18 protein-coding genes are annotated in these 16,832 nt (G+C 74.3%); 13 read left to right on the plus strand and 5 right to left on the minus strand.

What is annotated here, in order from left to right; translation table 11 throughout:
• Window positions 1-501 precede the first annotated feature (501 nt).
• A complete protein-coding gene (locus tag OG218_RS07205) occupies window positions 502-693 on the plus strand; it encodes a hypothetical protein (protein WP_328292525.1) in 192 nt (63 codons plus the stop codon).
• A 26-nt stretch (window positions 694-719) separates the two neighbouring features.
• Here the strand turns inward: OG218_RS07205 and OG218_RS07210 are convergent, their stop codons facing one another.
• Genes OG218_RS07210 through OG218_RS07220 form a run of 3 tightly spaced genes read right to left on the minus strand, consistent with a single transcriptional unit; the run spans window position 720 to window position 4,194 of the window.
• The gene (locus tag OG218_RS07210) at window positions 720-1,334 is read right to left on the minus strand and encodes a bifunctional 4-hydroxy-2-oxoglutarate aldolase/2-dehydro-3-deoxy-phosphogluconate aldolase (RefSeq protein ID WP_328292526.1); all 615 of its coding nucleotides are present in this window, start codon (window positions 1,332-1,334) and stop codon (window positions 720-722) included.
• Window positions 1,331-2,914 carry an N-acyl-D-amino-acid deacylase family protein gene (locus tag OG218_RS07215; protein ID WP_328292527.1) on the minus strand — a complete coding sequence of 528 codons (1,584 nt, stop codon included), beginning with the start codon at window positions 2,912-2,914 and terminating at the stop codon, window positions 1,331-1,333. Before OG218_RS07215 ends, OG218_RS07210 begins: the two co-directional genes overlap by 4 nt.
• Window positions 2,911-4,194, minus strand: coding sequence for an amino acid deaminase (locus tag OG218_RS07220; protein ID WP_328292528.1), 1,284 nt, complete (start codon window positions 4,192-4,194; stop codon window positions 2,911-2,913). Before OG218_RS07220 ends, OG218_RS07215 begins: the two co-directional genes overlap by 4 nt.
• An 84-nt stretch (window positions 4,195-4,278) precedes the next feature.
• Between OG218_RS07220 and OG218_RS07225 the strand changes: the two genes are divergently transcribed.
• The 9 genes from OG218_RS07225 (at window position 4,279) to OG218_RS07265 (ending at window position 10,662) form a co-directional block, all read left to right on the plus strand.
• The gene (locus OG218_RS07225; protein WP_328292529.1) at window positions 4,279-5,214 is read left to right on the plus strand and encodes a sugar kinase; all 936 of its coding nucleotides are present in this window, start codon (window positions 4,279-4,281) and stop codon (window positions 5,212-5,214) included.
• Window positions 5,211-5,981 carry an IclR family transcriptional regulator gene (locus tag OG218_RS07230; protein WP_328292530.1) on the plus strand — a complete coding sequence of 257 codons (771 nt, stop codon included), beginning with the start codon at window positions 5,211-5,213 and terminating at the stop codon, window positions 5,979-5,981. The genes OG218_RS07225 and OG218_RS07230 overlap by 4 nt, the downstream gene beginning before the upstream one ends.
• Window positions 5,981-6,388, plus strand: a complete 408-nt coding sequence (locus tag OG218_RS07235) for a RidA family protein (protein WP_328292531.1) — start codon at window positions 5,981-5,983, stop codon at window positions 6,386-6,388. Before OG218_RS07230 ends, OG218_RS07235 begins: the two co-directional genes overlap by 1 nt.
• Before the next feature lie 83 nt (window positions 6,389-6,471).
• Window positions 6,472-6,888 (plus strand): STAS domain-containing protein, encoded by a 417-nt coding sequence (locus tag OG218_RS07240; protein ID WP_328292532.1) that lies wholly within the window; start codon window positions 6,472-6,474, stop codon window positions 6,886-6,888.
• 69 nt (window positions 6,889-6,957) lie between these two features.
• On the plus strand, window positions 6,958-7,722 hold the full coding sequence (locus OG218_RS07245; protein ID WP_328292533.1) for a GAF domain-containing protein: 765 nt from the start codon (window positions 6,958-6,960) through the stop codon (window positions 7,720-7,722).
• Window positions 7,723-7,843: 121 nt separating this feature from the next.
• Window positions 7,844-8,773, plus strand: a complete 930-nt coding sequence (locus OG218_RS07250) for a cutinase family protein (protein ID WP_380161279.1) — start codon at window positions 7,844-7,846, stop codon at window positions 8,771-8,773.
• A gap of 11 nt (window positions 8,774-8,784) precedes the next feature.
• Window positions 8,785-9,621 (plus strand): alpha/beta fold hydrolase, encoded by an 837-nt coding sequence (locus OG218_RS07255; protein WP_328292534.1) that lies wholly within the window; start codon window positions 8,785-8,787, stop codon window positions 9,619-9,621.
• A 143-nt stretch (window positions 9,622-9,764) separates the two neighbouring features.
• A complete protein-coding gene (locus tag OG218_RS07260; protein ID WP_328292535.1) occupies window positions 9,765-10,289 on the plus strand; it encodes a nucleotidyltransferase domain-containing protein in 525 nt (174 codons plus the stop codon).
• 40 nt (window positions 10,290-10,329) lie between these two features.
• A complete protein-coding gene (locus tag OG218_RS07265) occupies window positions 10,330-10,662 on the plus strand; it encodes a HepT-like ribonuclease domain-containing protein (protein ID WP_328292536.1) in 333 nt (110 codons plus the stop codon).
• Window positions 10,663-10,695: 33 nt separating this feature from the next.
• Here the strand turns inward: OG218_RS07265 and OG218_RS07270 are convergent, their stop codons facing one another.
• Window positions 10,696-12,096, minus strand: coding sequence for a putative bifunctional diguanylate cyclase/phosphodiesterase (locus tag OG218_RS07270; RefSeq protein ID WP_328292537.1), 1,401 nt, complete (start codon window positions 12,094-12,096; stop codon window positions 10,696-10,698).
• Between the two features lie 44 nt (window positions 12,097-12,140).
• Window positions 12,141-12,728 (minus strand): histidine phosphatase family protein, encoded by a 588-nt coding sequence (locus OG218_RS07275; protein WP_328292538.1) that lies wholly within the window; start codon window positions 12,726-12,728, stop codon window positions 12,141-12,143.
• Between the two features lie 76 nt (window positions 12,729-12,804).
• On the opposite strand from OG218_RS07275, the gene OG218_RS07280 reads away from it, so the two are divergent.
• From OG218_RS07280 to OG218_RS07290, 3 genes are read left to right on the plus strand one after another with little or no spacing between them, the layout of a single operon-like run.
• Window positions 12,805-13,872, plus strand: coding sequence for a substrate-binding domain-containing protein (locus OG218_RS07280; protein WP_328292539.1), 1,068 nt, complete (start codon window positions 12,805-12,807; stop codon window positions 13,870-13,872).
• A gap of 58 nt (window positions 13,873-13,930) precedes the next feature.
• The gene (locus OG218_RS07285; RefSeq protein ID WP_442906470.1) at window positions 13,931-14,923 is read left to right on the plus strand and encodes a hydroxyacid dehydrogenase; all 993 of its coding nucleotides are present in this window, start codon (window positions 13,931-13,933) and stop codon (window positions 14,921-14,923) included.
• A gap of 13 nt (window positions 14,924-14,936) precedes the next feature.
• A complete protein-coding gene (locus OG218_RS07290; RefSeq protein WP_328292541.1) occupies window positions 14,937-16,832 on the plus strand; it encodes a DUF2264 domain-containing protein in 1,896 nt (631 codons plus the stop codon).

The following is a 16,832-nucleotide window of genomic DNA, read 5'->3' on the forward strand; positions in this document are numbered from 1 at the left end:
CGCGCGAGCCGCGGGACCTTCGCCCAGTTCGGGGTTCCGCTCCCCCACCCCGAACGCGTCGTCGACACCGTCCTGACCCACCTCGGCGACCAGAGGCTGTTCGCCCCCGAACGCCGCAACGCCTGCAACGTCCTCGACGTGGCGCACCCCCTCTGGCTCGCCGGCAAGCAGACCCACCACCGCCGCGAGGAGGTGGTCACGGCCGCCCGGGGGCTGCTCGCCGACGCGCTGCGCACCTGGCAGGACGGCAGGGGTTTCTCGTTCCTGGTCGGCCGCGAACCGGGCCTGCAGGGGACCGAGATGTGGCTGGCCATCGTGTGGTTGCTGGCCGACCTCGCCGGCTGTTCCGACGTCCTGCGCTACCGCCCCCGCGGCGTGCACCGCCCCGAAGCGGCGATCTCCGCCGTCCCGCGCTGATCCGACCGTCGAGGGGAACGTTCCGCGGCTCGGGAGGCCGCACGAGCCGCGGAACGTTCCACTTCCCGGCGGTAGCCTGACGACATGCCCTCCCCCAGCGGACGCCGCCGTCTGCCTCTCTGGGTCTGGGCGGTCCTCGCGTTCGCCGCGTACTACGCCTTCGCCGCCTTCGCCGGCTACTACCGCTGGCCGTGGTGGGTGCGGGGCGTCGGGCTCGCGGCGTGCATCGCCGGGTTCGCCCTCCTCGCCCGGCACCGCCGGAGCCGTTCGGACTGACCCGGGGACGCGGTGCGGGCCCCCCGCTAACCCATCGCGGCGACGAAGGCGGCGGCCCGCTCGGTGATGCCCGTCCAGTCCGCGGCGGCGACCAGTTGCGGCGGAACGACTCCGGTACCCGCGGTGACCGCCGCCGCCCCGGCGGCGAGGTACTCGGCGGCGTTGCCCGCGCTGACCCCGCCGGAGGGGACGAGCCGGACGTCGGGGTAGGGGCCGTGCAGATCGGTCAGGTAGCCGGGTCCGAGACGACCCGCGGGGAACACCTTGACCGCAGCCGCACCGGACTCGTGCGCGACCAGGACCTCGCTGGGGGTGAACGCGCCCATGAGAAACGGGATCCCCGCCGCCACCGCGGCCGCCGCCACCGCGGGCCGCAGGCCCGGGGTGACGAGGAACCGGGCTCCGGCGTCGATCGCGGCCCGCGCGTCGTCGTCGTCCAGGACCGTGCCGACGCCGAGGGAGATCCCCTCGGCACCGGCGGCGTCCCGCAGGTGGCGCAGGACGTCGGGGGTCGTGAACGTCAGTTCGACGGTGCGGATCCCGCCCGCGGCGAGCGCCGCGCACAGGGCCCGGGCGTCGGGGATCTCCGGCGCGCGGACGACGGCCACCACCCGGTCGGTGAACAACTGCTCGAGGCTCATGCGGTGACTCCTGTCGAGGGGTGGTGGCGCAGCGCCCGACCGGGCAGCGCGTCGGTGCGCCGGCCGTCGGCGACGACGGGCTCGCCGCCGAGGAGGACGTGCGGGATGCCGACGGCCTGGCGTCGGGGGTGCTCGAAGGTGGCCCCGGCGGCCACCGTCGTCGGGTCGAAGAGGACGAGGTCGGCGACCGCGCCCGGCCGCAGGACTCCGCGGTCCCGCAGCCCCAGCCGCCGGGCCGGACGGGAGGTCATGTGGGCGATGCAGTCCTCCAGCCCGAGGACCCCCTCCTCCCGCACGTAGTGCCCGAGGTAGTGCGGGAAGGTCCCCCAGGCCCGGGGGTGCGGGCGGGCACCGACGAGGAGGCCGTCGCTGCCGACGGTGTGGCGCGGGTGGGCCATGATGGCGCGGACGTTCTCCTCGTGGCCGACGTGCTGCAGGATCGTCGTGCCGAGGCGGTCGCGACGCAGGACGTCGACGAACATCTCGAACCCGGTGATCCTGCGCCCCACGAGGTCCGCGAGTTCCGCGATCTCCGGGTGGCGGACCCCGGAGACCTGCACCGTGTCCCAGTCGACCGTGACGCCGTGGCAGCCGTCGGACCCCTCGACCTCGAGGGCGTACCGGATGCGCCGCAACGCCTCCGGGTCCCCGAGGCGGAGCAGGGTCGCCTCCGGGCCACCCTCGCTCGCCCAGCTCGGCAGCACCGCCGCGAGGGTGGTGGACCCGGGCAGGTAGGGGTAGGAGTCCAGGGTCACGTCGACACCGTCGGCGAGCGCCGCGTCGACGAGGTCGAGGAGTTCCCCGCCGCGGCCGGCGTTGACGCCGAAGTTCATCGTGGCGTGGGTGAGGTGCAGGGCGCAGCCGGCGCGGCGGGCGACGTCGACGACCTCGGCGTAGGCCTCGAGGGCGCCCTTGCCGTAGGAACGCTGGTGGGGGGCGTAGAAACCTCCGGCCGCACCGACGACCTGGCACAACGCCACGAGTTCCGCGGTGTCGGCGTACATGCCGGGCGTGTAGGTGAGCCCGCTCGACATCCCGACGGCACCTTCGGCCAGGCCGAGTCCCACGAGTTCCCGCATGCGCTGGAGTTCCGCCGCGGTGGCGGGGCGGTCGGTGGTTCCGACCACGACCATCCGTACCGTGCCCTGGGGGACGAGGTAGCAGACGTTGACGGCGGCGCCGCGGTCGACGCGGTCGAGGTAGGCCCCGACCCCGGGCCACCCGAGGTCGTCGTCGGGGATCCCGTTCCACCCCGCGAGCTGGTCGCGCAGGACGGCGAGGGCGGCGGCGTCGACGGGGGCGTAGCTCAGCCCGTCCTGGCCGACGACCTCGGTGGTGACCCCCTGGGTGGTCTTCGCGAGGTGCTGCGGGTCGGTGACGACCGCGAGGTCGGAGTGGGCGTGCATGTCGATGAAACCCGGCGACAGCACGAGCCCGTCGGCCCGCAGCTCCCGCGCCCCGGCGGTCGTCCCGACGTCCCCGAGTTCCGCGATCCGGCCGTCGACGACGAGGGCGTCACCGCGGCGGCCGGGTCTCCCCGTGCCGTCGACGATGGTGGCCCCGCGGACGACGAGGTTCACCCGAACACCGTGCGCACCCAGTCGACGAGCACGGGTTGCGGGGCGAGGGCGTCGTCGACGACGGGCAGGAGCTGCCACTTGTCGAACGTCGTGCAGGGGTGGGACAGACCGAGGCGGACGACGTCACCGACCCGCAGTTCCCGGGCGTCGCCGGTCAGGGACAGGAACGTGTGCTGGTCGTTCATCGCGGTGACGGTGGCTCCCTCGAGGGGTTCGGTGTCGCCCGTGGCCGCGCGGCGCACCGCCTGCACCTCGGGGAGCCCTTCGTCGAAGGCGAGGTCGCGCTTGCCCGCGTCGCCGAGCGCGAGACCCGGTTCGGGGCGGGAGACGATGCGGACCCACCCGTGGAGGGCGGCGCGCAACTCCCCCTCGCTGCCGCGGTTCATCGGGGTGATCCCGCGGTAGAACCCGTCGTCGTGGGCGACGTAGGCGCCGGCCCGCACGACGACGCGCGTCGGGGCTCCCCGCGTCCCGTCGGGGTCGTGCGCCCCGGCGAGCACGTCGGCCACGGCGTCGAAGTAGGCGCTGCCACCGGCGCTGACGACGAGTCCACCGGGGACGTCTCCGTACAGACCCTGGTCCAGCAGCGTCCAGTGCAGCGCGGCGAGGTCGGAGAGGTAGGTGCGGACCACGACGAGGCTCGCGGGGCTCGCGTCGTGAGCCAGCGCTCCCTCGTAGCCCGCGACCCCCGCCAACCGCAGGCCGGGGGTCGCGGCGACGGCCCGGGCGACCTCCGCCGCGGCACTGCGGGAGCGGGCTCCGGTCCGGCCCCCGGTAGCCCCGAGTTCGACGAGGACGTCGACGGGTGCGACGGCGTCGGCGACGTGCGGGGCCATCGCCTCGACGACGTCGACCCCGTCCACCCAGGTGAGGACGCGGGCGGTGCGGGGTTTGCCGAGGAACCGCAGCACCTGCGGGTCGAGGACGGGGTAGGCCGCCAGGACCCAGTCCAGCCCCTCGCGCAGGGCCACGGTGAGCTGCCACCCGGTCGCGACGGTGATCCCGATCGCGCCGGCCTCGAGCTGGGCCCGCCAGATCGAGGGGGCCATCGTCGTCTTGCCGTGCGGGGCGAGGTCGACACCGGCCGCGGCGGCCCAGGCGGCCATCGTCGCGACGTTGCGGGTCAGGGCGGTGGCGTCGAGGGTGACGAGCGGGGTGGGGAGGTCGGCCAGGCCGGGGCGGGTCGCCACGAACTCGTCGGCCGGAACCCCCCAGGCGTCGACCGGCACCGCCTTGCCCCCGGCCGGGAGCGCGCCGATCTCCGGGGCGTCGTACACCACACCGACCTCCACTGCGTCGTGACTGCGTTGCGCGCTGCGCAACGGACGTTGCAGCAGCGGTCGACGCCGTTCTAGCATCGCGCCGTGTCCCGGTCAAAGGTCCTGTGCGTCGGCGAGGCGATGGTCGTGCTGACGCCCGCCCGGGACGTCCCCCTCGCCGAGGCGGACCTCTTCGTCCGCACCGTCGGCGGCGCGGAACTCAACGTGGCCCTGACCCTCGCCCGCCTCGACGTGGACGTGAGCTGGCTCTCGCGCCTGGGCGACGACGGGTTCGGTGAGCACGTCCTGGCCCTCGCCGACGGGGTCGGCGTGGACGTCGGCGCCGTCGAACTCGACCCGTACCGGCCGACCGGCCTCTACGTCAAGGCTCCGGGGGTCGCCGCCGACGGGTCCCGGCGTTCGCGCATGCACTACTACCGCAGCGGGTCCGCGGCCTCGGCCCTCTCCCCCGAGTTCCTCGACCGACCCGCCGCGCGCGCGGCCCTGGCCGAGGCCGACACCGTCCACGTCAGCGGGATCACACCCGGCCTCTCCGACTCCGCGGCCGCGTTCTGCGTCGAACTCGCCGACCGGGCGCGGGGCAGCGCCACGACGCTGTCGGTGGACCTGAACCACCGCCCCGCGCTGTGGCGCGGACGTAGCGAGGAACCGCTGCGCCGGTTGGCCGCCGCGGCCGACGAGGTCCTGCTCGGCGCCGACGAGGCGCGGGTGGTGTTCGGGACCGACGACCCGGCCGCGCTGCGCGCGGCCCTGCCGGGCGCCCGGCGGATCCTGCTGAAGCAGGAGGAGCACGGCGTGCTCGTGCTCGAACCGGGGAACCCCGACCGTCACGTCCCCGCCCTGACGGTCGACGTCGTCGAGCCCGTCGGCGCCGGTGACGCCTTCGCCGCCGGCTACCTCGCCGGGCGCGCCCACGGGTTCGCCGTCGACGCCGCCGTCGGGTTCGGTCACCGCTGCGCCGCCGCCGCTCTCGTGACCCGGGGCGACCGCCCCGCCGAGGTCCCGGCGTTGACGGGGTGAGCCAGTCGCTGCTGCGCGCCCTCGGGCTGCTCGACCTCGTCGCCGGCGGTACGGCGACCCTGGGGGAACTCGCCGAGGCGGCGGGGGCCCACAAGAGCACCGTCCTGCGGTTGCTGCGGGTCCTCGAGGACGCGGGCTACGTCCACCACGACGAGCAGCACCGCTACGCCCTCGGCTCCCACCTGTTCCGCCTCGCCCAGCAGGCCCTGGACTCCTTCGACGTCCGGGCCGTGGCCGCCCCCCGGTTGCGGCGCCTGCGCGACGACGTGGGCCAGACCGTCCACCTGGCGGCCTTCGACGGTTCCGTCGCCACCTACGTGGACAAGCTCGAACCTCGCAGCGCCGCCGTCCGGATGGCCTCACGCATCGGGAACACCGCCGCGCTGCACTGCACCGCCGTCGGGAAGGTGTTCCTCGCCGACCTGCGGCCTCCCGACCGGGCGGAACTCGTGGCGACCCTGGAGTTCCCCCGGCTGACGACGAGGACCCTCACCGGCCCCGAGGAACTGCTCGCCGAGGTCGCGACCGTCGCCGCGGCGGGCTGGGCGCAGGACCACGCGGAGAACGAGACCTTCGTCAACTGCGTCGGCGCCCCGGTCCGCGGCGCCGACGGACGCGTCCTCGCCGCGGTCTCGATCTCGGTGCCCGACGTGCTGCTCCCCCACGAGGCCGTCCTCGACCTCGTGCCCGCCCTGTTGTCCGCGACCGCGGACATCTCCCGCTCCTGCGGGTTCCTCGACCACCCCGACGAGAAGGAGAACTCCTGATGACCACCCGCACCGCCGTCACCACGACCGACGCCCCCGCCCCGGCGCACACGTTCTCGCAGGGCGTCCGCAAGGGACCGCTGCTGCAGGTCTCCGGCCAGGGCCCGGTGGACCCGGTGACCAACGAGTACCTGCACCCCGGCGATGTGAAGGCGCAGACCCTGCGGACCCTGCGCAACGTCGACGCGATCCTCCGCGCGGGTGGCGCGAGCTTCGACGACGTCGTCATGCTCCGCGTCTACCTCACCACACGCGACGACTTCGCCGCGATGAACGAGGCCTACGGCGAGTACGTCGGCGCGCACTGCACCTCCGGTGTCCTGCCCGCCCGCACGACCGTCATGACCGGCCTGCCCCGCGAGGAGATGCTCGTCGAGATCGACGCGCTCGCCGTCCTGGACGACTAGGGTCCAGGGCCACCTCGGCGGAGTCGCCGCACACCCTCGTGGTTCAGGACCTCGGGTGGGGGTAGGGCCTTGCCACCTGTCGGGTGGCCGGCCGCAGTCACCGGTCCAACAGCGGGCGCGCCGTCACCCCCACTCCGAGGGCACGTACGGACTTCTCCGTCGACCAGCACCGCGAGAGTGACCTCGCGGTCATCTCGTTGCAGGGCAGCCTGACCACCGAAACTACGGACCGGCTCTCCGCGTGCCTCGACACCACGGTGCCCACGACCCGGTCCCTGGTCGTCGACCTCAGCCGCACCACCGCGCTGGACGAAGAGGGTCTCTCGGTGCGGCTCGACGCGGGACGCCGGGCACGTCGTCGAGGTGGCGCCGTGCGAGCGGCCGGGGTCCACGGCGCCGTCGAGGACGTGTTCGAGGAGTTCGACGCCTGGCACAGCCTCGGAGGCCGACACAGCCCGGACGGAGGTGCGACGTCTCCACGCCCGCGACGCGGCCCGTGACTACTTCCGCCCCGCGGTCCCGGCGGGCCTCGACGGTGACCGTCACCACCACGGCGATCGCGGGCCCGCATGACCCTCGCCGACCACTTCCGCGAGGCCTACGTCTTCCACGCCGGCTGGGACGACGCCGACCTGGTGCCCACGACCCCGGCCCGGACCGTCGCCAGCGTGCTGGAGGTCGACGCCGCGAGCATCAGCTTCTTCGGCGGTGACCACCGGGTCCTGCTGGGGGCCAGCACCTCCGAGGCCACCGCCCCGGAGCAGTGGCAGTACGCCCTCGGCGAAGGACCCTGCATCACCGCGTTCCAGCACTCCGCGCCGGTCGTGGCCGACGAACCGTCCTTCGCCCGCCGCTGGCCGACTCTGCACCAGCGGGTCCGTCGGCACAGTCCCTACCGCTCCGTGGTCGCCGTGCCCCTGGTGCTGGGGAGCGGCGGCGGCATCGGTGCGATCGACCTCTACTTCACGGATGCCCAGGTGCGCCCGGGTTTCGACGTCGATTCCGCCCAGGCCGTGGCGGGCATGGCCTGTTCGGTGCTGCTGCAGGCCACCCTGCACGGTCACACCCGTGCGGAAACCGCCGACGGCGAGGGCGGAGAGGTCGAACTCACCCTCCCCACCGAGTGGCTGGACACGCACGCGGCGAGCCGGCGCTACCGGGTGTGGCTGGCCGTCGGGATCCTCACCTCGACGCTCCAGACCGACACCTCGAGTGCCTTCGCGTTGCTGCGCGCCCACGCCCACTCCCGCGACCAGACGCTGGAGCAGGTGGCCGAGGACGTCGTCAGCGGCCGGACGCCGGTCGCCGACCTCGGGGACCGGCCGCACTCCTGACCCCCGGAGACCGCCGACAGCTCGACCCGGATGGTGTCACCGGACTCGGGGAAACCCTTCCGAACCCGAGCTCGCCACCCGGCGGTAGGCGCTTGCCGGTGACCGCGGGGCCGGGCACGCTGTGCACCGGCTGAGCGGCGACCCGCCGCCGTACTCCGACGTCGTGGAGGAAGAACCCGTGCTGCGCATCCCCTCGTCCCGCCGGCTGGTCGCCACCCTCGCCGCGCTCGCCGCCACCGGTGGCGCCCTGCTGAGCGCCGCCGCACCGGCCACCGCCGCCACCTGTTCCGACGTCGAGGTCGTCTTCGCGCGCGGCACCGGCGAGACGCCCGGCCTCGGCATCGTCGGCTCGCCCTTCGTGCGGGCCCTCACGAGCGAGCTGTCGGACCGGACCGTCACCTCCTACGCCGTGGACTACGCCGCCAACACCTCCCAGACCAGCGCCGGCCCCGGTGCCACCGACATGAGCGCCCACGTGCGCGAGGTGGCCGCGGCCTGCCCCTCGACCCGGTTCGTCCTCGGGGGCTACTCCCAGGGCGCGACCGTCACCGACATCGCGGTGGGCATCCGCACGGGTACCACCACCGGCACGCCCGTCCCCGCCGAGCTGTCCGGTCGCGTCGCCGCGGTCGTCGTGTTCGGCAACCCGCTGGGGCTGAGCGGACGCACCATCGCCACCGCCAGCACCACCTACGGGACGAAGTCGAAGGACTACTGCAACAGCAGCGACACCGTCTGCGGCAGCGCCCCCAAGACCGGGACGGGCAGCCACCTCAGCTACCCCAGCAACGGAGCCACGACGGAGGGCGCCCGGTTCGCGGCGGGTCTGGTGCGCGCCGGGGGCGGACCCACCACGCCCACCCCGACCCCCACCCCGACGAGTTGCGTGCGCGACAGCACCCGGGCCCACGTCGCCGCCGACCGCGCCGTGAGCCTGTACGGCTACGCCTACGCCCGCGGTTCCCGCGACGCCCTGGGCCTGACCAGCAGCTACACCATCGTCTCGCTGCGCCAGGTCGACGGCGGCTGGACCCGCGTCGCCGCCTGCTGAGCGGCACGTCGGTGGACTCCTTCACCCGGGCCGGCCTGGACTTCTCCACCGGCGACCACGGCCCCGCCGACGGGGACGTGGTCGTCTGCCTGCACGGGTTCCCGCAGGGCCCGGAAGCCTACGACGCCGTCGTGCCCCGGCTCGTGGCGGGCGGGCTGCGGGTCCTCGTGCCCGAACAGCGGGGTTACGGCGCGCGCGCCCGGCCCCCGCGCCGCCGCGACTACGCGCTGCCCGAGCTCGTCGCCGACGTCGTCGCGTTGCTGGACGCGGCCACGCCGACCCGGCCGGCCCGGCCGGTGCACCTCGTCGGCCACGACTGGGGCGGGGTGGTCGCCTGGGCCCTGGCCGCGACGCACCCGGAACGGCTCGCGTCCCTGACCGTCCTCTCGCAGGCCCACCCGGCCGCCTACCGGCGCGCGGTGACGTCCTCGACGCAGGGGCTGCGCTCGACCTACGTCGGGTTCTTCCAGCTGCCGCTGCTGCCCGAGCGGCTGCTGCGGGCCCGGGGTGGTGAGCTGCTCTCAGCTTCCCTGCGGCGCAGCGGGTTGCCCGCGGACCTCGCCGCCGGGTACGCCCGCCGGCACAGCGCGCCGGGAAGTCTGCGCGCGGCGCTGGGCTGGTACCGGGCCCTGCCGTTCGCCCGTCCCGTCGGCGACGTCGAGGTGGCCACGACCTACCTCCACGGTCGACGGGACCCGTTCTACGCCCGCGCCGCCGTGGACCGGACCGCCGACCACGTCCGCGGTCCCTACCGCCACGTCGAGCTCGACACCGGCCACTGGGTGCCCGAACTGGCCCCGCAGGCCGTCGCGGACGCGGTCCTGTCCGCCGCGGGCCGGCGGGCCTAGGCCTGCTCGGTGCGAGGCGCGCCGTCGCCGACCGGCGTCAGCCCCGTCGAGGACCGGCTGTCCGTGCCTCGACGTTCACGACCAGCACCCTCCGGTGCCGGCTCATCGGCGACGTCGCATCGACGATTCGCTATGGTGACGACGTGCCCGTCATCGAGTCCGCCGAGGTGCTGCTGAAGGACGCGCGCCGGCGCGCCGGACTGACGCAGGCCCAGCTGGGCCAGCGCGCCGGAGTGACCCAGAGCGTGATCAGCGCCTACGAGTCCGGGCAGCGCCAGCCCTCCCTGCCGACGCTGCTGCACCTGCTGCGCGCCAGCGGTCACCTGCTCGATGCCTCACTGATCACCATCGACTCCCCACCCACCACCGCGCTCTCCGGCCCCCTGGGACAGCGCCTGCGCCGGCACCGGCGCAAGGTCAAGACGATCGCCGCCGCTCACGGCGTGCACCACGTCCGTGTCTTCGGCAGCACCGCCCGCGGCACCGAACGTCCCGACTCCGACGTCGACCTGCTCGTTGACCTACCTGCCGGGACGGGGCTGTTCGCGCTGGGGCGTCTGCGACGGGACCTGGAGGACCTCCTGCACGCACCGGTCGACCTGGTCCCGGAGGACGGACTCAAACCCGAAGTGCGCGCCAACGTCGAAGCGGACCTGGTGCCCCTGTGAGTGCGACGACAGCGACGATGGGCAGGGCCGTGGTGTTCACGTGAGCCGGCACGCCCGCCAGCGACTGTTGGACGTGCAGGCGGCCCTGGACGCCATCGACGCTCACACCCGCCGCGGGGACCTCTCCGACGGTCTCGTCTTCGACGCCGTCCGGGTGCGACTGATCGAGATCGGCGAGGCCGTCAAAGCCGTCTCGGACGAGGTGCTGGCCGGGGAGCCGGACCTGCCGTGGTCGGAGATCGCCCGCATGCGCGATCATCTCGCCCACCGCTACTTCGACACCACCCACGCCATCGTCGCCGCCACCGTCACCCAGGACCTGCCCGAACTTCGGCGAGCTGTCGAACGGCTCCTCGAGAACCTCGGCGACTGACCTCGGAACGCTCGGTCATCCGCCGACCGCGACCTACCGCAGTTCGACGGCGGCGCCGGTCATCCCCTCGGTGCGGGCCCAGGCCAGCGCCTTCTCGGCTGGCAGCGGACGGGCGAAGAAGAACCCCTGGAGTTCGTCACAGCCCAACGCGCACAACCGGTCCGCGGAGGCGAGGGTCTCCACGCCCTCGGCGACGACGACGAGTCCGAGCTGGTGGGCCAGGGCGATGACCGAGGACACGATGACCTCGTCCTCCGGGTGCGCCACCATCTCGGAGACGAACTGCCGGTCGATCTTGAGTTCGTGGACGGCGAGACCGCGCAGGTGGCCGAGGCTCGTCGAGCCCGCCCCGAAGTCGTCGACGGAGACGCGGATCCCGCGCTCGCGCAGCTTCGCGACCGTGACCCGCGCCCCCTCGGGGTCGTTGATGACGGCCGTCTCGGTGATCTCGAGCACCAGCGCGGACGGGGTCCACCGGGTGAGGGCCAGGGCCTCCTCGACCACGCCCAGCAGGCCCGCGTCGAGGGTGACCGCGGAGATGTTCACCGACATCGAGACGTCGACGCCCTGGGCCCGCCAGGTCGCGGCCTGGCGCAACGCCGTGATGAGCACCCAGCGCGTCAGCGGGTGGATGAGGTTGGTGCGTTCGACGAACGGCAGGAAGTCGGCGGGCAGCAGGAAACCCCGCGTCGGGTGGTTCCAGCGCACCAGCGCCTCGAAACCCACCAACCGGGAACCGTCACCGGAGACCTTGGGCTGGTAGTGCAGTTCGAGCTGGTCGGCGTCCATCGCCCCGCGCAGCTGCCCGAGGAGTTCCAGGCCCCCGGCCGAGTGCGGGTCGCTCGCGGCGTCGTAGCGCAGGACCCCGACCCGGCTCCGCTTGGCCGCGTACATGGCGATGTCGGCGTGCTGCAGGAGTTCCCCGAGGGAGTTCCCGTCGACCCCCGCGACGGCGATGCCGATGCTGCCCTGGAGGTCGATCGGGACGACCCCGGCGTGGAAGCTCCCGACGGAGAGGGCGGCGAGGAGGCGTTTCGCGACGACCTCGAGGTCGTCGCCCGGGCCGGGCGCGGGAACGAGGACGGCGAACTCGTCCCCACCGAGGCGGGTCACCGGACCCCGGTCGCCGACGGTGGCGGTGAGGACCCGGGCGACCTGGACGAGGACCTCGTCCCCGGCCGCGTGCCCGAGGGTGTCGTTGACGTCCTTGAACCCGTCGAGGTCGAGGAGCAGCAGCCCCAGACCGCGCCCCGAGGCCAGCAGCGGTTCACCCGACTCGACGAGCGCGCGACGGTTGCCGAGCCCGGTGAGCGGATCGGTGCGGGCGAGTTCGTCACGGGCCCGGTCGCGTTGGCGGACGAGGACGGTCAGGAGGACGGAGGCCACCACGATCACGAGCACCGAGGTGGTCCAGGCGATCGAGGCGGCTGTCACACGAGCCCCATCGGCACACTGGGTGACGACTTGAGCCGTCCGGTTCAGCCGAGCGGTGGAACGCTCCAGCGGACCAGCACGGGACGGCCGTGCTCGCGGCCGAGTTCTCCCCAGGTGCCCGCCTCGAGGGCGAACAACGCCCCGGCGGTGGGCGAGAGCCCCAGCCAGGTCGCGAGCAGGATGCGCAGGAAGTGCCCGTGCGCGACGAGCACCACGTCACCCTCGCCCTCGGCGGCCTGCGCCCGGTCCAGGACCGCGCGGGCGCGGGCGGAGACCGCGTGCACGGTCTCCCCCGGCGTCTGCCCGGGGACGACACCGTCGTGCCAGACCGACCACTCGCGTCCGAGCTCGGCCGAGATCTCGGCCGTGGTGCGGCCCTCGTAGCCGCCGTAGTCCCACTCGACGAGGTCGTCGTCGATCGTCACGTCGCTCAGTCCGGCGAGTTCGGCGGTGCGCCGGGCCCGCTGGCGGGGGCTGACGAAGACGGCCGAGACGGTGCGGTCGGCGAAGACGGGGGCGAGTCCACGGGCCTGCACCTCGCCCGCTGCGGTGAGCGGGACGTCGGTGCTGCCGGTGTGCTGCCCCGAGAGGCTCCACTCGGTCTGGCCGTGACGGACGACGAGGATCGACACACGGTGACGATACGCGCCCCTTGTGCCGCCGGGTCCGACGGGTGAGGATCGTTCGATCATCGCGACGAGGCGGGAGATGCCCATGACGGTCGACGGCCCGGTGGCCAGGCGTGAACGGATCACCGCCCTGGTCACGTCCCGCGGCAGCGCCAGGGTCAGCGACCTCGCCCTCGAACTGGGGATGGCGGCGGTCACCGTCCGTCGCGACGTCGAGGCGCTCGCCGAGCAGGGTCGACTCACCCGGCGGCACGGGATCGTGACCGCCGCGTTGCCCGGTGGCCCGGTCCTGGGCACGGTCGTGGCGGTGTCGTGCTCCTCGGGGGCCTACCTCGGCGAGATCCTGCACGGCGCGCGCGAAGCCGTCGCCGCGCACGGCGGCCGCTACGTCCTCGAGGTCGCCCGCGGGCCGGTGGCGACGCGGGCGGCCATCGAACGGGCGGCGAGCACCCGCGGGGTGTCCGGCATCCTCTACGCCCCGCGGTGGCACTCCCCCGAGGAGGTGAGCGAGGACGTGAGCGTCCCGTCCTGGCCGACGTCACCCCCGCTCGTCCTGCTCGAACGCTTCGCTCCCCGTGGATCCGCACTCGCGCAACGGGACGCCGTCCGCAGCGACCACGCCACCGGGGTCCACCTGGCCCTCTCGCACCTGCGCGCGCACGGCCACCGGCGGATCCTGACCTTCTGCCGCGACGACTCCCCGACCTCGCGCACCGTGCGCGCCTGCCTGCCCGACGCCCTGCGCTCCCTCGGTCTGCCGGTGCTCGCCGAGCCGCTGCTGTCGGCCGACCACGCCGACCAGCAGCACCGGCTGACGGCTCCCGACCCGGTCGAGGCGGTGCGCCGCCACGGGGCGACGGCGATCCTCGTGCACGCCGACCCGGACGCCCTGTCCATGCTCCCGCGGTTCGCCGGCGCGGGGATCCGGGTGCCGGACGACCTCAGCATCGTGACCTACGACGACGTCGTGGCGGGGCTCGGCGAGGTGCGCCTCACCGCCGTCGCACCGCCCAAGCGCGAGGTCGGCCGGGCCGCCGTGGACCTGCTGGGGTGGCGCACGACGGCCCCCGACGCCCCCTGCCGCCACCTGGAGATCGCACCCCGACTCGTGGAACGGCACAGCGTCCGAGCGATCGATCACCGTTGATCGAACGGTCTTGACCTGTCCGGCCCACCGCCGGGACGGTGACCCCGTGCCAGCGAAGATGCGGGCCGCGCTCGCCATGAGCGCCGCCAGTCGCGACCGGGTCGTGGACCGGACCTTCCTCGACCGGCTGCGCGCGGTCGTGGACCTCGACGAGACCCTGCTGAGCGAGTTCACCAGCCCGCGGGCGCTCGGGGTCCTCGCCGGGGTGGACGTCCTCGTCACCGGGTGGGGGTGCCCGGTCCTGGACGCCGACGTGCTCGACGCCGCGCCCCGGTTGCGCGCCGTCGTGCACGCGGCGGGATCGGTGCGTCACCACGTGAGCGCGGCCTGCTGGGACCGCGGGATCCAGGTGTCCTCGGCCGCGGCCGCGAACGCCGTCCCCGTCGCGGAGTACACCCTCGCCATGGTCCTGCTCGCCGGCAAAGCCGTCCTGCCCGCCGCCGACGCCTTCCGCGTCGAGCGCACCCGGACCGCGATGCGGTTCAGCGAGTCGGCCGGGAACTACCGCTCGACCGTCGGGATCCTCTCCGCCTCCCTCGTCGGTCGCCGGGTGCTCGAACTTCTGCGCCCGCACGACCTCGAGGTCCTCGTCCACGACCCGTTCGTCCCGGACTCCGAACTGAGGGCACTGGGTGCCGAGCCCGTGGGCCTGGGGGAACTCGCCCGGCGCAGCGACGTGTTCAGCGTCCACACCCCCCTGCTGCCCGAGACCCGCGGTCTCGTGGACGCCCGGGTCCTCGCGTCGCTGCGGGACGGCGCGACCCTGGTCAACACCGCGCGGGGTGCCGTCGTGGACCCCGAGGCGTTGACCCGCGAGCTCCTCAGCGGCCGGCTCCGCGCCGTCCTCGACGTCACCGATCCGGAACCCCTGCCGCCGGGTTCGCCCCTGTGGTCGTGCCCGAACGTCCTGCTGACCCCGCACGTCGCCGGGTCGCTGGGCAACGAGATGCGCCGGCTCACCGCCGCCGCCGCCGACGAGGTCGAACGTCTCGCGGACGGTCTGCCGCTGGCCCACCCCGTCGCCCACCCCGCCCTGTCCCGCACCGCCTGAAGGAGTTCCGCTGGTGTCCCTCCTCGAGAACGTCCCCGAGGACCGCGTCCTCTCCCCGCTCACCGGCTGGACCCGCGCCCACTGGCTCGCCGTGGCCGACGACCTGCTGCTGGCCGTCCGGCCGTGGGCGACCCCGGAGTTCGGGCGCATCGACCTACCGGGGGAACCCGCCCGTGCGGGGTGGGTCTCCGACGGCCTGGAGGGCTTCGCCCGGACGTTCCTGACCGCGGCGTTCCGGGTCGCCGGCGAGGGGGGCGCAGATCCGCACGGACACCTCGGGAACTACCGCCGAGGACTCCTCGCCGGAACCCGGGACCCCGGTTCCGACGACGCCGAGTCCTGGCCGGTGATCGGCTCCGTCCGGTCCGGCGGGCAGCCGATGGTGGAGTCCGCCTCCATCGCCCTCGCGCTCGACCTCACCCGCGAGTGGTTGTGGGACAGGCTGTCCGGCGAGGAGCAGGACCGGGTCGAGGCGTGGCTGCGAGGCAGTCTGCGCCACGAACCCGCGCCCAACAACTGGTACCTGTTCCCGATGGCCGTCGCCTCGTTCCTGACCGGTGCCGGACGTGGGGACGCCGAGACGGAGGCAGCGATCTCGCGCGCCCTCGACCTGCTGGAGGGCTGGTACCGCGGGGACGGGTGGTACACCGACGGCGACGGGCGGATGTTCGACCACTACGTCGGCTGGGCCATGCACCTCTACCCGGTGCTGTACTCCCACCTGCGCCGCGACGAGGAGCTCGGGAAGCGGTTCGGCGCGCGACTGCGGGAGTTCCTCACGACGTTCGCCCTGACCTTCGACGGCAACGGCGCACCGCTGCACCAGGGCCGGTCGCTCACCTACCGGTTCGCCACCGTCAGTTCGGTGGCCCTCGGGGCGGTCACCGGGAACACCCCGTGGACGCCCGGCGTCAGCCGGACGCTGCTGAGTTCCGGGGTCCGCTACTTCCTGGACCGCGGCGCCACCACCGACGGGCTCCTGACCCGCGGGTTCCACGGCCCGCACCCCGCGAGCGTCCAGGGCTACTCCGGACCCGGTTCCCCGTACTGGTCGTCCAAGGCGTTCTCCGCGCTCCTCGCCGGTCCCGACCACCCGCTGTGGACGGCCACCGAAGAACCCGTTCCCGCGCTCGCCCCGTCGCGGACGACCCCGATCGCCCCCGCCGGCTGGCTCGTCCAGAACACCGCCGACGGCCTGGTCCGCGTGCACAACCACGGGTCCGACCACCACCGGCCGGGCGGCCCCGACGGGCGCCCCGACCCGTTCTACGCCCGGCTCGCCTACTCCACGAGGACCGGTCCGACGTCGGCCCACAACGTCGCCGACAACACCGTCGTCCTCGGCGCGCGCGGGGTCGAGGGGGTCCGGTACGCCTTCACCCCCGCCGGGACCGGCCCCGGCTGGGCCGCGAGCCGGCACCACCCGGAGTTCGTCGGCACGGCACTCCCCCAGGCGGAGGTCCTCTCCCTCGTCCTCGCCCACGGGGCGTGGGAGGTCCGGGTCTTCCGCCTCGGCGCCGTCCCCGCCGGGACCGTCGTGACGGTCACGGGCTGGGCGGTGGCCGCGGACCACCCCGGCCTGCTGGAGCAGCGACTGGACACGACGTCGATCACCCTCACCGCACCCGGTCCGAGCAGCCGGTTGCTCGCCGTCCACGGCGTTCCCGACCTCGACGTCGTCCGCGCGCCCGCGGGCAACGCCTTCGGCGCCTGGGCCCTCGTCCCCCGGGCGCGCGGCCGCGCCGGTGACGGCCTGGTCGTGGTCGCGGTCTCGCTCTCCGGGGTCGACCCCGGCCCGGCCCCGGAGGTCGTCCTCGACGGCGCCCGGGTGCGGGTGACGTGGGCCGACGGCACCCGCTCGCAGGCCGACGTGGACGGGCCCGTTCCGCAGGTCGAGCCGGGATGGTGA

The sequence above is a fragment of the Kineococcus sp. NBC_00420 genome (genome assembly GCF_036021035.1).
GTDB lineage: Bacteria > Actinomycetota > Actinomycetes > Actinomycetales > Kineococcaceae > Kineococcus.

Coding starts and splice junctions, on each gene's coding strand:
- OG218_RS07205 (WP_328292525.1), top strand. CDS start 502: ATGCCCTCCCCCAGCGGACGCCGCCGTCTGCCTCTCTGGGTCTGGGCG.
- OG218_RS07210 (WP_328292526.1), bottom strand. CDS start 1,334: ATGAGCCTCGAGCAGTTGTTCACCGACCGGGTGGTGGCCGTCGTCCGC.
- OG218_RS07235 (WP_328292531.1), top strand. CDS start 5,981: ATGACCACCCGCACCGCCGTCACCACGACCGACGCCCCCGCCCCGGCG.
- OG218_RS07245 (WP_328292533.1), top strand. CDS start 6,958: ATGACCCTCGCCGACCACTTCCGCGAGGCCTACGTCTTCCACGCCGGC.
- OG218_RS07280 (WP_328292539.1), top strand. CDS start 12,805: ATGCCCATGACGGTCGACGGCCCGGTGGCCAGGCGTGAACGGATCACC.
- OG218_RS07285 (WP_442906470.1), top strand. CDS start 13,931: ATGCGGGCCGCGCTCGCCATGAGCGCCGCCAGTCGCGACCGGGTCGTG.